The following is a 14839-nucleotide window of genomic DNA, read 5'->3' on the forward strand; positions in this document are numbered from 1 at the left end:
GCCCTGGTCGGCGCGGGCCTGCTGACCCTGGCCGCCTGCGCCAGCGCCTCCAAGCCCGAGCAGATGACGATCACCGCCAGCACGGTTCCGGCCGTCGCGCCCGGCGCGCCGGGCTACAAGGCGTTCCGCGTGGCCGCCGTCCAGGGCGGCGGCGAGACCAACCCGCTGTGGATGTCCAACGTCTCTGACAAGGACTTCAAGGTGGCGCTGGAGACCTCGCTGAAGGGGCTGAACTACCTGGCCGACAGCAGCGACAAGGCTTCGCTGGAGCTGAAGGCCAGCATCGTCGACCTGCAGCGGCCGATGGCCGGCATCGACATGTCGGTGACCTCGAAGGTGCGCTACAGCGCCATCCCGGTCGCCGGCGGCGCGCCGGTGTTCGACGACACGGTCGCGGCCACGGGCACGGCTCACTTCGGCGAGTCCCTGCTGGCCGTCGAGCGCCTGCGCAAGGCTAACGAGGCGGCGATGCGGGCCAATATCGAGGCCTTCGTCAAGCGTCTGCAGGAAGGCCTGAAGACCTCCGGCGGCGCCGCCGCCGGCAAGTAGCCTGCGCGATTGGGCCTGTTTTCAGGCTCTTGATCGCTGAGAAACGGACCCCGGCGGCGCCCTGCGTCGTCGGGGTTTTTCGTTCTGGCCTGGCGTTTCAGATCACCGGCCGGGCGCGCTCGTCGACGTCGGCCAGGGCCGCGGCGACGATACGCAGGCCCTCTTCCAGCTCGACCCGGTCGGCCGCCGCGCCCAGCGCCAGGCGCACGCCTGTGACCAGACCCGGCTCGACGATAGGGGCGGCGGGCGGGGTGACCTCGGCGCCGCCGCGAAGGGCGCGGCCGGCCAGGCGCTCGGCCTCCAGTTCGCTCATCGGCAGCCACAGGTGCGGCGCGGTCGGGGTGGCGGGGCCGGCCAGCGCATTGCCCAGGATCGAACGGGCCATGGCGACGCGGGCGGCGGTCTCTTCGCGGATCTCGGCCAGGATGGCGTCGGCCGTGCCGTCCTCGATCCACTGGCCGGCGATCAGCATGCCAAAGCCCGGCGGGGCGTAGGCGATGGCGCGCATGGTCTCGAGGATCCGCTCCAGCGCCGCGTCGTCGGGAGCGATGACGAAGCCGGCCCGCAGGCCCGGGGCCAGGGTCTTGGAGACGCCGGAGACGTGGAACACCCGCTCGGGCGCCAGCATGGCCAGGGGCGGCGGGGCGCTGGGTGCATAGGCGCCGTAGATGTCGTCCTCGATCAGGATCAGGTCGAGGCGCCGGGCCAGAGCGACAATGGCCTCGCGCCGGGCCAGCGACATGATCCGTCCCGTGGGGTTCTGCAGGGTGGGCAGCACGGCGACCACCCGCGCGCCGGTGGCGGCGACGGCGGCCTCCAGCGCGTCGGGCCTCAGGCCCTCGTCGTCCATGGCCACGCCCTTCAGGCGATAGCCGGCGTGGGCGGCCAGGGCGCGGATGCCGTGGAAGGTCGAGGCTTCGCACAGCACCGCGTCGCCCGGCCGCGCCACCGCGCCGAAGGCCAGGGCCAGGCCCTGCTGGGCGCCGGCGCAGCAGGCCAGGCGCGTCCAGTCGGCGGTCTCGAAGCCGGCGCTGCGGGCCAGCCACCCGGCCGCGGCCCGGCGGTGCCGCTCCAGCCCGGCGGCGGGCGAATAGTCCAGGTGGTCGGCGAGGTCGGGCCGCCGGCGCAGGCGCTGCATCGTCTCGCCGATCACCCGCGAGGCCGGCCAGTTGAGGGCGACGTTCTGGGCCAGGTTGATCGGTCCCTCGCGGCGGCGCGGCGAGCCGATCGCGCCCGGCGCATTGACGAAGCTGCCCCTGCCGACATGGGCGCTGACCAGTCCCGCCTTCTCGGCCTCGACATAGGCCCGGGTGACGGTGCCCAGGCCCAGGCCCAGGCGGTGGGCCAGTTCGCGCTGCGGCGGCAGGCGGGTTCCGGCCGGCAGGGCGCCGGAGGCCACATCGGCGCGCAGGGCCTCGACCAGGCGCTCGTAGATCGGCGCGTCGCCGTCGGGCAGGGCGGGGGTCCAGGCGGCGGCCATCAGGCGCTCCAGCTACATTGTCACTGTATCAATATAAGTTTTGACTCATGGATCAATCAAAATCATCACCGTGACATTCCTGTCCAGGGAGGTCCCGATGACCCCGCAACTGATCCTCGCCTTCGTGCTGTTCGCCTTCGCCACCGCCGGCACGCCCGGTCCCAACAACATGATGCTGCTGGCGTCGGGCGCGAACTTCGGGTTCCGCCGCACGATCCTGCACATTCTGGGGATCAGCCTGGGCCTGGGAGCGATGGTGCTGGCCATGGGCTTTGGGCTGTCGGGCGTGTTCAAGGCCTGGCCGGTGCTGCACGAGATCCTGCGCTGGGTGGGCGCGGCCTACATGCTGTGGCTGGCCTGGAAGATCGGTACGGCCAAGGGCGTCTCCGAGCGCGAGGCCGGCGGCAAGCCGATGGGGTTCTGGGCCGCGGCGGCCTTCCAGTGGGTCAATCCCAAGGCCTGGGCCATGGCCCTGGGCGCGGTGACCACCTATGCGCCGGAAGGCGGCTCGATCCTGGTCGTGCCGATGCTGGCGGGCCTGTTCATGCTGGTCGGCGCGCCGTGCAGCGCCGCCTGGGCCGGCTTCGGCATGGCCCTGCGCCGGTTCCTCGACCGGCCGGCGGTCCTGCGCGGCTTCAACATCACCATGGCCGTGCTGCTGGTGATCTCGCTCTATCCGACGATCTTCGGCGGCGGCCATGCGCCCAAGACCGCACCGCGCGACCTCGCGCTGATCAGCAAGCCCCTGGTCTTCGCCTGGCGCGGTTGAGGCTTGCGCGGGGGCGGGCGCCGGCGTCACATCGCGTGGATTTCAAGGAGTCCGCCATGCGCCTCGTCGCCGCCCTCGCCGCAACCGTCCTGGCGCTCGCCCCCGCCGCCTTCGCCTCGTCGGCCTGGGCGCAGGACATCAAGGTCACCGTGCAGGGCCGCGACAGCATCGTGCTGACCCCGGCCGACTTCGCCGCCCTGCCGCGCGGCAAGGCGACCATGGTCGAGGGCGGCAAGAGCGCCGTCTACGAGGGCGTGCTGCTGAACGCCGCCCTGGTCCAGGCAGGCGTGGTGCACGGCGACCGGCTGATGGGCCGCTACCTGAACCAGGTGGTGATCGTGAAGGCCGCCGACGGCTACACCTCGATCCTGTCGTTGGCCGAGACCGACCCGTTCTACCGCGACAATCCGGTGGTCATCGCCGACCGCAAGAACGGCCAGCCGCTGGACGCCCGCGAGGGTCCCTACCGGGTGGTGGTGGACGGCGACAGGAAGCCCTCGCGCTCGGCCAGGCAGGTCAGCGCCATCGAGGTGCGGCCGGCCTACTGAGGCTCGACACCCAGCGTGCATCCGGTCCAGGCTGCGCGCCTGAAGTGTGTAGGGGGATTCCCATGATGATCGATCGTCGCGCCCTGTTGCTGGGCGCCGGCTCGCTGGCCGCCGCGCCGCTGCTCGGGGCGGCCTCGGGGACCGCGAAGGTCGAGACCATCACCCTGAAGGTCCAGGATCGCACGCTGCCCGTCCTGCTGGCGCGACCCGAAAAGCCCAAGGGGCTATTGCTTTTCTCGCACGGCGCCGGCGGCCAGCCGTCCAACTATCAGGCGCTGTTCGACGCCTGGAGCGCGGCCGGCTTCCTCGTGGTCGCGCCGACCCACGTCGACTCCAAGGCCAGTCCCGACAGCGGCAAATACACCCTGCGCCAGGCCTTCGCCCTGCGCCTGCTGGACCTGGCGGCCGCCTCCCTGGAGATCACCGCCGACCTTCCCAGTCTGCCCGTGGCGTCAGCCGGGCACTCCTACGGCAGCCTGATGGCCTTGATGATGGGCGGGGCGCTGGAGACGGTGATCCCGGCGCGCAATCCGGACGTCAAGGCCGTGCTGTGCTTCTCCAGTCCTGGCGTCATCAAGGGCCTGATCGGCCCGACCGCCTACCAGGGCGTCAATGGGCCGATGATGATGATCACCGGCGACAAGGACGTCCTGCCCGGCATGATCGCGGACTGGCATGAGCACCTCTACCCGTTCGACACCAGCGCGCCCGGCGGCAAGTACCTGTGGGTCGGCAAGGGCGTCGGCCACAGCATGTCGTATCATCCCGAGGACCCCGGTTTCGCCGAGGCCTCGGCGCTGAGCACGGCGTTCCTGAAGGCCAAGGTGCTGGGCGACCCGGCCGCCGAGGCGGTGCTGGCCGCCCAGACCTCGACGCCGCTGGCCGACTGGAAGACGCGATAGGGCGGCCCTAAGCCGCCCGCACCCGTTCCGCGCCCAGGTTCAGGTAGTCGCGCTTGCCCAGCGGCACGCCGTGATGGCGCAGGATGTCGTAGGCGGTCACGACGTGGAACTGGAAGTTCGGCAGGGCGAACTCCAGCAGGTAGTCCAGCCCGGAAAAGCCCAGGGTGAGCGGCCCGGCGGGGAACACCACCTCGCGGGTCTCCGCGCCTTCGAAGGCTTCGGCCGGAACGCTTTGCACATAGGCCAGGCTGCGGGCCACGCGATCCTGAAGTTGGGCGAAGGTGGTCTCGTCGTCGGTCATGGGCGGGGCGACGCCGCCGCTTAAGCGGGCCATGCCGCCGCGGGCGGCGTCGGAGGCGCGCTGGATCTGGCCGGCCAGCGGCAGCATGTCTTCGAAAAGGCGGGCCTGGACGAAGGCGTCCGGGTCGGTTCCGGCGGCTTCCGCATGGGCCTTGGCCTTGTCGAGCAGGTTCGACAGCGTGGTCAGGCCGCGCGTGAAGGCGGTGGCCGTGACGTGGTGGATCGAAAAGGACATGGGCGTTTCCCTGGGCAGGCCGCGTAGCGCGGTCGGCTCTTCACCTAGCTAGCCCCAGTCCTGTAAGTTTTCAAACGATACTGATGACGATGGGCGTCAGCAGCCGGCGCCTGGCCGCGCCTCCATTCCCTTCCCCCCGGAAAGGGCCTAGAGAGACCGGCCCATTCTTCAGCCGTGCGATCTCTCCCCTTGCGACTGCCCCAGGCCCGCCTCGACCAGGTTCTCGACCGTTTCCGCGAAGTGGAGGCCCGGATGGGCGCGGCCACCGATGGGACCGAGATCGTCAAGCTCTCCAAGGAGCACGCTGAGCTGCGGCCGGTGGCCGAGGCCGTCGAACGCCTGGCCAAGCTGTCGGCCGAGCGCGCCGAGCTGGACGAGATGGCCGCCGATCCCGAGATGGCCGCCATGGTCCGCGACGAGATCGAGGCCCTCGACGAGCGCCTGCCGATCCTGGAGCGCGAGCTGGCCTTGATGCTGGCCCCGAAGGACAAGGACGAGAACGCTTCGGCCATCCTCGAAGTCCGCGCCGGCACCGGCGGCGACGAGGCGGCCCTGTTCGCCGGCGACCTCTTCCGCATGTACCAGCGCTACGCCGTCACCCAGGGCTGGCGGGTCGAGGTCGACAGCGTCTCCGAAGGCGAGATGGGCGGCTACAAGGAAATCATCGCCTCGATCACCGGCGACGGCGTGTTCGGCCGGCTGAAGTTCGAGAGCGGCGTGCACCGGGTGCAGCGCGTGCCCGAGACCGAGGCCCAAGGCCGCATCCACACCTCGGCCGCCACCGTCGCGGTGCTGCCCGAGGCCGAGGACGTCGAGATCGACATCAAGGAAAGCGATCTGCGGATCGACACCTACCGCTCGTCCGGCGCCGGCGGCCAGCACGTCAACAAGACCGACTCGGCCGTGCGCATCACCCACTTGCCGACGGGCGTGGTGGTGACGTCCTCTGAAAAGAGCCAGCACCAGAACCGCGCCAAGGCGATGAAGAACCTGAAGGCCCGGCTCTACGACATGCAGCGCCAGGCCCTGGACGACGCCCGCTCCGACGCCCGCAAGAGCCAGGTCGGCAGCGGCGATCGGTCGGAACGCATCCGCACCTACAACTTCCCGCAGGGCCGGGTGACGGATCACCGGATCAACCTGACCCTCTACAACCTGGCCAAGGTGATCGAGGGCGAGTCCCTGGACGACGTCATCAATCCGCTGATCGCCGAGGACCAGGCGGCGAGGCTGGCGAGCCTGGAAGACTAAGGCCCTTCTCCCCTTGCGGGAGAAGGTGTCGGCGAAGCCGACGGATGAGGGGTCTCTCAGAAATCAGACGCCGCGACGGCTGATCGGCCGCCGCGGCGTTTCTGTACGTGCGACCCCTCACCCGACCTCCTCCGGAGGCCACCCTCTCCCGCAAGGGGAGAGGGATCAGATGGTTTTCTCCATCACCACGAACGCCAGATCGTCCCGCAGCGGCTTGCCGAAGCGGTCGTCGCCGTGGGGGAAGGGGCGGGTTTCGCCGGTGAGGGCGTAGCCGCGGCGTTCGTACCAGGCGATCAGGGTGTCGCGGATGTGGACCACGGTCATCTGCATGCGGGTCGCGCCGCGCTCGCGGGCGAAGGCCTCGCCGGCCGCCAGCAGGGTGCGGCCCAGCTGCCGGTCCTGCAGGTCGGGGCGGATGGTCAGCATGCCCAGGTACCAGACGCCCGGCTCGGCGGGCTCCAGCCAGACCGAGCCCAGGATCGGCCCGTCTTCGTTGTCGCGGGCGGTCAGGATCACAGCGTCCGGAGCGGCGGCCAGATCGGCCTGCAGGCTTTCCAGGTCGATCCGCTGGCCGTCGATATAGCCGGCCTCGGTGGTCCAGCCGGCCTGGGCGCCTTGTCCGCGATAGGCGGAATTGACCAGGGCGACGAGGGCGTCGTGTTCGGAAGGAAGGGCGGGGGCGAAGATCATGGCGGCGAGCTAAGCCATGGGTCGCGCGCGGCGCCAAGCCTCAGGCTTCAAGTCTCAGATTCGGGTGGCGGCGGCTCCTTGCGGCCCATCCGCGTGGCGTGGCCCCAGTAGCGGCCGCCGATGCGTTTGACCGTGCCGGCCTCGCGCTTGATCATCTCCCAGGGGTGGAAGGCCAGACCGACCGTGTCGGCCATGGCAGCGCCGCGCGCCCCCATCGGTTTTTCGGGGCCGGTGGTGGAGTCGTGGGCGGTCTGGTGCTCGATCTCGGCGTTGAGTTCGGCGCCGACCAGCACGGTCATGATCGAGAACCACACCCAGACCATGAAGGCGATCACCGCCCCCAGTGGTCCGTAGGTGGCGTCGTAGTGGGCGACCTTGTTGACGTAGAGCGAGAAGCCCAGCGAGCCCACCAGCCAGGCGGCCGCGCCGAACAGCGCCCCCAGCACCACCCAGCGCCAGCGCGGCCGCGCCCGGCAGGGGGCGAAGCGGTAGAGCATGGCGAAGGCCAGCGCCGTGACCAGCAGCACCAGCAGCCAGCGCAGCGGAATCCAGAAGGCCGAGATCGCGCCCAGGCCCACGCGTTCCAGCACGATCGGCGCGGCGATCAGCACCGCGGCGATGAACACCGCATAGAGCAGGGCGCACAGGGTGAAGCCGTAGGTCAGCAGGGTCTTGCCGACGAAGTTGCGCTTCTCGTCCTCGTCATAGGCGACGTTCAGGCCGTCGAAGAGCGCCTTCATGCTGGCGTTGGCGCTCCAGATCGACAGCAGCAGGCTGACCACGAAGGCCAGGCCCAGCTTGCCGCCCTCCTGGCCGGCCAGGCGCAGCATCTGCTCGCCGACGATCTGGACGACGCTGGCGGGGAAGACGGTCGCCATCTCCTGCAGCTGCTTCTCCACCGCCCCGACGTCGGCGAACAGGCCGTACAGCGAGACGAAGGCGCCGATGGCCGGGAACAGGGCCAGCAGGGTGTAGAAGGTCACGCCGCCGGCCACCGACGGCAGCTTGTCGACGCTGATCTCGCGAGCTGTGCGCCAGAGGATGTCGCGCCAGCCCAGCAGCGGGATGCCATGGGGGTGGCGAGCGGCGCGGCCGCGCCTGGGCTCGGCGGCGTCGAACTCGTCGGGCGGCATGGTCCGGTCTTCCGACAGGCCGGGCGGCGGGGCGTGGGGTTCCTCGATCGGTTCCAGGCGCTTGGGAAAGGCGAACGGCGCGACCGCCAGCAGCAGGATCCACGGCGCGAGGTGATAGGGCCGCGTGGCCAGCCACGACCGGATGGGGCGTCGCGGCGCGGTGTCGGTCATGAGCGGGCCTCCCTGGTTCGACAAACCATCGGGCGGGCCTTGCGTTCCCCGTCTTGCCAAGCTGGGCGGCCGCGATCACCTTCCGCTTCATGCAAGCCCAGGTCGCCTCGCTCTATCGCCATCCCGTCAAGGGCTTCACGCCCGAGCGCCTGGAGGCCGCGACGCTGAGCGCGGGCGCCTGCTTCCCGTGCGACCGGCTCTATGCGGTCGAGGACGGTCCCAGCGGCTTCGACGCCGACGCGCCGGGGCACCTGTCGAAGATGAAGTTCACCGTGCTGGCCAAGATCCCGCAGGTGGCCAGGGCGCGCACGGCCTATGACGAGGCGACCGGCGTGCTGACCGCCTCGGCCGAAGGGCTGGAAGCCTTCGCCGGCGACCTGCGCGGCGAGGCCGGCCGGCGCGGCTTCGAGGCGTGGTTGGCGGCCCTGCTTGGCGACGAGGCGAGGGGGCCGCTGCGGGTGCTGGAGGGGCCGGGCGCGCACCGGTTCATGGACAGCAAGTCGGGCTTCGTCTCGATCGTGAATCTGGCCAGCGTGCGCGACCTCGCCGAAAAGGTCGGCCGCCCGGTGGATCCCCTGCGCTTCCGCGCCAACCTCTATGTCGAGGGCTGGCCGGCCTGGGCCGAGAACGGCTGGACGGGCCGCACGGTGCGGGTCGGCGCGGCGAGCGCCCAGGTGCTCAAGCCCATCGTCCGCTGCGCGGCCACCCACGTCGACCCGATCACCGCCGAGCGCGACATCGAGGTGGTGAAGGCCCTGTTCGACAACTACGGCCACATGTTCTGCGGCATCTACCTGAACGTCACCGAAGGCGGCGCGGTGGGGCGGGGCGATGCGGTGGTGGTCGAAGGCTAGCCTTTTTCTCGTCATTCCCGCCGCAAGGGCGTGTGTTCGCCGAAATCGACATTTGCTCGATGCGGCCTCGGGGCGGCGACTTGGTCGTCCTGACAAACAATTAATGAAAATTACTGCATCCAAGCGCCTGCCCCGGCGCCTCTACAGCATGTGCCAAAAAATGATCTGCGCATCCCCAATATAGGTGCGCGGCATGTGACCTTGTTTCTTGAGGCAGCCGGAGGGGGAATATGAGTGGAGTCGAGATTTTTGCGCCGCGCGCCGCCAGAAGTCGGCGCACGTGGACCGCTGCGGTACTGATCCTGGTCGTCGTTTTCTTTTTGATCGGGCAGCTGACGACCATCTTCGCCGTATTGAAGCCGATGGGGTACCACAAGGCGGACCTCGATACGCAATGGCAGCCGCTTGCCATCTACTTGGCCGGTGGCGGCGTTACCATACTTCTCATTGTCGCCTGGGCGTTTCTGTTCGAGCGCAGATCACCCGCGGCCTTGGGCTTCAACGCCGGGATGGCCGGCGCCTATTTGCGCGGGCTGCTCGTCGGAGGGCTCTCTCTCGGCGCTGTCGTCGGCGTCATTTTCGCCGCGGGCGGTTACGAGGTCGCCGGGGATTTGTCCTTGGGCTTGCTGGCGCCGGCCGTTCTGACGCCGTTTCTCGCCTTGTTTTGCGGGTATGTGATCCAGGGAGCCGCCGAAGAAACCATGCTGCGTGGTTGGCTGATGCCTCTGGTCGCCTCCAGGCACGGATTGATCGCCGCCGTTCTTCTCAACGCCGGCTTTTTTGCTCTGCTCCATGCGAGCAATATCGATCCATCGAAGGAGCTCGCGCTCGGGCTCTTCAACCTGTTTCTCTTTGCCGTCCTGCTTAGTCTCTACGCCGTCAAGGAAGGATCCTTGTGGGGCGTGTGCGCCTTCCATACGGCCTGGAACGCCCTCCTTAGTACGGGTTTCGGACTGGAGGTCAGCGGCCAGAAGGTCGCCATCACGCCGGTCGTCGTGAGCCTGGCGCCGGTCTCGAGCGCACCGTGGTGGCTTACCGGCGGGGCCTTCGGCCCAGAGGCCAGCGTCGCCACGACGATCGTACTTGCTGGAGGCTCGGCCTATCTGATTGCAACGGGGGCCTTGAAGGCGGCGTCCAAGGCGCAGCCCAAAGCCTTTTCAGAAGCGCTTTCGTAGCCGCGCCCTTGTCGGTTGCGAACACGAAGCGGGCGGGGATGACGGGAGTTGGGTGCGCGCGTCGAGGGTGATCGCGTTGTGATGTCTCATGGCAGCCTCCGACAAGCCGGGGGTAATCGCGATCGGTATCCACCTGCAATCTCGCCCTCGCCGCCGCGACGCGCTATTGGAGCCGCCATGACCCTTACTCTCGTCAAAGCCTGGAACGGCGCCAAGGAGCGCCTGAAGGAAGCCGGCATCGATCAGCCCGCCATCGACGCGCGCCTGATGCTGGAAGTCGCCGCCGGCGTCAGCCGCACCGACATCATCACCGACCCCTATCGCGAGCTGACCGCCGAGCAGGTCGCCACGCTGGACGACTATCTGGAGCGCCGCGCCCGCCGCGAGCCGGTCAGCCACATCATCGGCCGCAAGGGCTTCTGGAAGATCCTGCTGTCGGTGACCAAGGACGTGCTGACCCCGCGTCCCGAGACCGAGGTCATCGTCGACGAGGTGCTGAAGGCCTTCCCCGAGACCATGGCCTTCAACCTGCTGGACCTGGGCGTCGGCTCGGGCTCGATGCTGATGGCCATCCTGGCCGAGCGGCCGGCCGCCAAGGGCCTGGGCATCGACATCTCCGAGGAGGCCCTGGCCGTGGCGCGTGAAAACGCCGCCAACCTGGATCTCGACGGCCGCCTGGCGCTGATGCGCGGCGACTGGACGACGGGCCTGGGCGACGCGTCGTTCGACGTGGTGGTGTCCAACCCGCCCTACATCCCGACCGCCCATATCGACACCCTGGAGCCGGAAGTGCGCGACCACGAGCCGCGCCTGGCGCTGGACGGCGGGACCGACGGCCTGAGCGCCTATCGCGCCCTGGCGCCCGAGATTCTGCGGGTGCTCAAGCCCGGCGGCCTGTTCTGCGTCGAGATCGGTTTCGACCAGTCGGCGGACGTCGAGATCCTGTTCAAGGCGGCCGGCGCGCAGAACGTGCGGACGGTCAAGGACCTCTCCACCCACGACCGCGTTGTCACGGGGTTCAAAAACCCCTTGGAAACGGCGGCGTGAGGCGCTAGACGAATAGGGTCTCCTTCCAAATCGCTGGGTGACGGGAAGAGCGGTCGTTTCGACGGTCGCCAGACGCATCCGGCAGGCGCGAACGGCCGACGAGGCCGAACGCCGCGCCCGATCCGGACGGAGACTCTACGGAAACCCAGGTCTCAAGAACATCGAAGGCGAGCCCTAGACGGGCCCACCCAGTCTCAAGAGACCGAATACCGATCGAGGCAAAGCTTCCCGGTCGGACAGGTTCAGAAGAGAAGATGAGAGATTTCAAGGGCATGAAGCGCCAGCGTGGCCGCAACAACCGCGGGGGCGGTGGTGGCAAGCCACAGCAGCACAACGCCAACCGGGCCTTCGATTCGAACGGTCCCGACGGCGTGAAGGTCCGCGGCGCGGCCCAGAGCGTCTATGAAAAGTACCAGCAGCTGGCCCGCGACGCCTCGTCGTCCGGCGACCGGGTGCTGGCCGAAAACTACCTGCAGCACGCCGAGCACTATTTCCGTGTGCTGCGCGCCATCCAGCCGAATCGGTCGGTCAGCGACATCATCGGCAAGGACGCCTACTCGGCGTACGAGATCGATTTCGAAGCCGAGCCGGAAGAGGTCGTCGAGGCCCCGGCCGCCGTCGAGGCGCCCGCCGAGGGCGCTGAAGGCGGCGAGGGCGGCGAAGGTCAGGGCGAACAACGCCGCGACCGCAACCGCGACCGCTTCGAGAACCGCGACCGTGATCGCAACCGCGACGACCGTCCGCGCGATGGCCAGGGCCAGGGCGAACAGCGCCGCGACCGCTGGCGCGACCGCGACGACCGCGATCGCAACCGCGACGACCGTCCCCGTGACGACCGCCCGCGTGACGACCGGCCTCGCGAAGATCGCTTCCGCGACCGTGACGATCGTCCCCGTGATGATCGGCCGCGCGACGATCGCCCCCGCGAAGAGCGCCAGCCGCGCGAAGAGCGTCCGGCGGCCGAAGGCGGCGAGTTCCAGGGCGAGGCCCGCGAAGGCCGCCGCTCGCGCCGCGACCGGGATCGTGACCGCAATCGCGATCGTGACCGCGGCGAGCGTGATCCGCTGGCCGTAATCGAGCCGGAAGCCGCCCCGCTGGGCGGCGAGGCGCCCGTGAGCGAAAGCTCGCCGGTGCTGCGCGGCCAGGATGGCGCGGTCAGCCACGCCCCGGCGTTCCTCGGCCGCAAGTCCGAGCCGAAGGCCGCCAAGGTCGAGGTCGAAGCCGCTCCGGCGGCCGAAACCCCCGCCGCTCCGGCCCCCGAGGCCGCCGCGGAAGAGGTCAAGAAGCCCCGTCGTCGCCGCGCCCCGCGCAGCTTCGAAGGCGGCGAGGCTCCGGCTTCGGAATCCGAAGAGGCCTGACGCAATCTGCCGTGAGGACTTGGCTAGCGCTAAACCCATAGGCTAGGCTCTTCTGGACCACAGGAGAGCCGGCCATGGGCGGGCGTGGAGCCAAGACCGGCGGCGCGGGCGAAGAGGCCCGCTATCGCGCCATCGTCGATACGGCGGTGGACGCGATCGTCGTGATCGACGAGCACGGCCGCATCGAGGCGTTCAATCCCGCCGCCGAGCGGCTGTTCGGTTATGCCGCCGCCGACATGATCGGGGCCAACGTCAACGCCCTGATGCCCGAGCCGCATCACGCGGGGCACGACGGCTATCTCCAGACCTACCGCGCCACCGGCGAGCGCCGGATCATCGGAATCGGCCGCGAGGTGTTCGGCCGCCGCCAGGACGGCTCGACCTTTCCCCTGGAGCTCTCCATCGCCGAATGGCGCTCGGGCGGGCGGCGGTTCTTCACCGGCGTGATGCGCGACGTCACCGAGCGCAAGCGGACCGAGGAACTGCAGCGCCTTCTGGTCAACGAGCTCAATCACCGGGTCAAGAACACCCTGGCCACCGTGCAGTCGGTGGCCGGCCAGACCCTGCGCAACGCCGCCGACCTGGGCGACGCCCGCGAGTCCCTCACCACCCGCCTGCTGGCCCTGGCCCGCACCCACGACATCCTGACCCGCGAAAGCTGGGAGGGCGCCGACCTGCGCGACATCCTGGCCGGGCTGATCGAATCCCATGGCGACGCCACGCGTTTCGCCCTGGCGGGACCCTCGGTGCGGCTGTCGCCGAAGACGGCCCTGTCGCTGTCGCTGGCCCTGCACGAGCTGACCACCAACGCCACCAAGTACGGCGCCCTGTCCACGTCCGCCGGCCAGGTCACGATCGAGTGGCGCCGGGAAGGCGAGGGCGACGACGAGCGCCTGCGGCTGGGCTGGAAGGAGAGCGGCGGACCGCTGGTCTCGCCGCCCGAGCGCCAGGGCTTCGGCAGCCGCCTGATCACCCGGGGCCTGGCCCTGGAACTCGATGGCGAGGCGACCCTGGACTACCAGCCCGACGGCGTGGCCTGCGCCATCGTCGCCCGGCTTCGTCGCAAACCGGCCGCCAATGCCGTACCGGCCCGAGGAGCCGCCTGAATGCGCGTTCTGATCGTCGAGGACGAGATCATGGTGGCCATGCTGGTCGAGGACCTGCTGACCGACCTGGGCTGCGAGGTCACCGGCCCCGCCGTCTCGGCCGAGACCGCCGTCGAGGCCGCGCGGCGCGAACAGGTCGACTTCGCCCTGCTGGACGTCAACCTGGACGGCGGCACCTCGTTCGCGGCCGCTGACGTGCTGCGCGAGCGCGGGGTACCCTTCGCCTTCGTCACTGGCTATGGCGACCAGGGCGTGCGCGCCGACCTGCGCGACGCTCCGATCCTCAGCAAGCCGGTCGATCCCAGGCACCTGGCGCGGACGATCGCGGCGGCGCGCTGAAGACGGTGCAGAGGGGAAGGGCCGCGAAGTCGGCCAAGGCCCCGGAAGCTGAAACCGCCCCCCCTCCGGCGCTTCGCGCCACCTCCCCCAGAGGGGGAGGATCTTTGTTGCGCGCGGCAGTCTCAGTGACTTAAGTCGAGGCCCCGACAACAATAACGCGTGCCGCCCATGCGCCTTCGCCCGTCGCTTGTCCTGATCGCCGGCCTGATGCTGTCCGGCTGCGCCTACAACGCCGAGCTTGGCCGCGACCAGTTCGCGGTCGTCGACGAGGCGGCCCTGGCCCGTTCGGGCGAGCAGGCGTGGGGCCAGGCGCTGCGCACCGGCAAGATCTCGCAGGACCCGCGCCTGAACGGCCGGGTCGAGCGAGTGGGGCAGCGGGTCGTGACGGCCGCGGGCCTGGCCGACCGGCCGTGGGACTACGTGGTCTTCGACAATCCGACGCCCAACGCCTTCGTACTGCCGGGCGGCCATGTGGGCGTCAATTCGGGGCTGGTGCAGATGGTCGACAACGACGACCAGCTGGCCGCCGTGCTGGGCCACGAGGCCGCGCACGTCGTCGCCCGCCATGCCGCAGAGCGCTATTCGCAGCAGGTGGGCACGCAACTGGTTCTCGCGATCGCCTCGGCGGCGGCCGGAGGCGGCGCCAGCGACGGCGGCAAGGCCGTGGCCTCGCTGGGCGGGGCCGGGGCGCAGGTCGGCTTCCTGCTGCCCTTCTCGCGCAAGCACGAACTGGAGGCCGATCGCCTGGGCGTCGACTTCATGCAGCGCGCCGGCTACCGCCCGCGCGAAGCCGTGGCCCTGTGGCGCAAGATGCAGGCCCAGGGCGGTTCGAACCGCGCCGAGTTCACCTCGACCCACCCGTCGGACGCCACCCGCATCCAGGCCCTGGAAACTTATATCGCCAGCCGGGGCTGGTGACGCCTTGTGTGGCC

Annotated in this window: 16 protein-coding genes; 12 read left to right on the forward strand and 4 right to left on the reverse strand. The window is 69.7% G+C overall.

The genetic code is table 11. The features are described from left to right. Positions 1-549 (forward strand): hypothetical protein (locus AC07N1_RS07565; protein ID WP_494671238.1); only part of this gene is annotated, 549 nt, incomplete at its 5' end. A 97-nt stretch (positions 550-646) separates the two neighbouring features. Here the strand turns inward: AC07N1_RS07565 and AC07N1_RS07570 are convergent. Continuing rightward, a complete protein-coding gene (locus AC07N1_RS07570; protein WP_494671239.1) occupies positions 647-2029 on the reverse strand; it encodes an aminotransferase-like domain-containing protein in 1383 nt (460 codons plus the stop codon). 97 nt (positions 2030-2126) lie between these two features. On the opposite strand from AC07N1_RS07570, the gene AC07N1_RS07575 reads away from it, so the two are divergent. From AC07N1_RS07575 to AC07N1_RS07585, 3 genes are all read left to right on the forward strand, one after another. Further along, entirely contained in the window at positions 2127-2798 is a 672-nt protein-coding gene (locus AC07N1_RS07575) for a LysE family translocator (protein ID WP_494671240.1), read from the forward strand. Between the two features lie 56 nt (positions 2799-2854). Further along, positions 2855-3346, forward strand: coding sequence for a molybdopterin-dependent oxidoreductase (locus AC07N1_RS07580; RefSeq protein WP_494671241.1), 492 nt, complete (start codon positions 2855-2857; stop codon positions 3344-3346). Positions 3347-3408: 62 nt separating this feature from the next. After that, entirely contained in the window at positions 3409-4248 is an 840-nt protein-coding gene (locus tag AC07N1_RS07585) for an alpha/beta hydrolase family protein (protein WP_494671242.1), read from the forward strand. A 7-nt stretch (positions 4249-4255) separates the two neighbouring features. On the opposite strand, the gene AC07N1_RS07590 is transcribed toward AC07N1_RS07585, so the two are convergent. After that, entirely contained in the window at positions 4256-4783 is a 528-nt protein-coding gene (locus tag AC07N1_RS07590) for a DUF1993 domain-containing protein (RefSeq protein ID WP_494671243.1), read from the reverse strand. A gap of 189 nt (positions 4784-4972) precedes the next feature. Here AC07N1_RS07590 and prfA point away from each other — a divergent pair, with 189 nt between their 5' ends. Further along, positions 4973-6034 carry a peptide chain release factor 1 gene (gene prfA / locus AC07N1_RS07595; RefSeq protein WP_494671244.1) on the forward strand — a complete coding sequence of 354 codons (1062 nt, stop codon included), beginning with the start codon at positions 4973-4975 and terminating at the stop codon, positions 6032-6034. A gap of 165 nt (positions 6035-6199) precedes the next feature. Here the strand turns inward: prfA and AC07N1_RS07600 are convergent, their stop codons facing one another. Both AC07N1_RS07600 and AC07N1_RS07605 read right to left on the reverse strand, forming a co-directional pair. Continuing rightward, on the reverse strand, positions 6200-6724 hold the full coding sequence (locus AC07N1_RS07600; RefSeq protein ID WP_494671245.1) for a GNAT family N-acetyltransferase: 525 nt from the start codon (positions 6722-6724) through the stop codon (positions 6200-6202). A 47-nt stretch (positions 6725-6771) separates the two neighbouring features. After that, entirely contained in the window at positions 6772-8028 is a 1257-nt protein-coding gene (locus AC07N1_RS07605; protein ID WP_494671246.1) for a YihY/virulence factor BrkB family protein, read from the reverse strand. Positions 8029-8117: 89 nt separating this feature from the next. Between AC07N1_RS07605 and AC07N1_RS07610 the strand changes: the two genes are divergently transcribed. From AC07N1_RS07610 to AC07N1_RS07640, 7 genes are all read left to right on the forward strand, one after another. Then, complete coding sequence (locus tag AC07N1_RS07610; RefSeq protein ID WP_494671247.1) at positions 8118-8882, forward strand: MOSC domain-containing protein; 765 nt, start codon at positions 8118-8120, stop codon at positions 8880-8882. Between the two features lie 230 nt (positions 8883-9112). Continuing rightward, positions 9113-10057: a CPBP family intramembrane glutamic endopeptidase gene (locus AC07N1_RS07615; RefSeq protein WP_494671248.1), complete on the forward strand. Its 945-nt coding sequence runs from the start codon at positions 9113-9115 to the stop codon at positions 10055-10057. Between the two features lie 177 nt (positions 10058-10234). Beyond that, a complete protein-coding gene (gene prmC / locus AC07N1_RS07620) occupies positions 10235-11104 on the forward strand; it encodes a peptide chain release factor N(5)-glutamine methyltransferase (protein WP_494671249.1) in 870 nt (289 codons plus the stop codon). Between the two features lie 254 nt (positions 11105-11358). Next, on the forward strand, positions 11359-12462 hold the full coding sequence (locus AC07N1_RS07625; protein WP_494671250.1) for a DUF4167 domain-containing protein: 1104 nt from the start codon (positions 11359-11361) through the stop codon (positions 12460-12462). A 74-nt stretch (positions 12463-12536) separates the two neighbouring features. Further along, on the forward strand, positions 12537-13568 hold the full coding sequence (locus tag AC07N1_RS07630) for a sensor histidine kinase (protein ID WP_494671251.1): 1032 nt from the start codon (positions 12537-12539) through the stop codon (positions 13566-13568). After that, positions 13569-13907 (forward strand): response regulator, encoded by a 339-nt coding sequence (locus AC07N1_RS07635; RefSeq protein ID WP_494600894.1) that lies wholly within the window; start codon positions 13569-13571, stop codon positions 13905-13907. It begins immediately after the preceding gene. Between the two features lie 168 nt (positions 13908-14075). Further along, entirely contained in the window at positions 14076-14825 is a 750-nt protein-coding gene (locus tag AC07N1_RS07640; protein WP_494671252.1) for a M48 family metallopeptidase, read from the forward strand. The last annotated feature ends 14 nt before the right edge of the window (positions 14826-14839 follow it).

This window comes from Caulobacter sp. GW821-FHT09B11 (assembly GCF_059418205.1).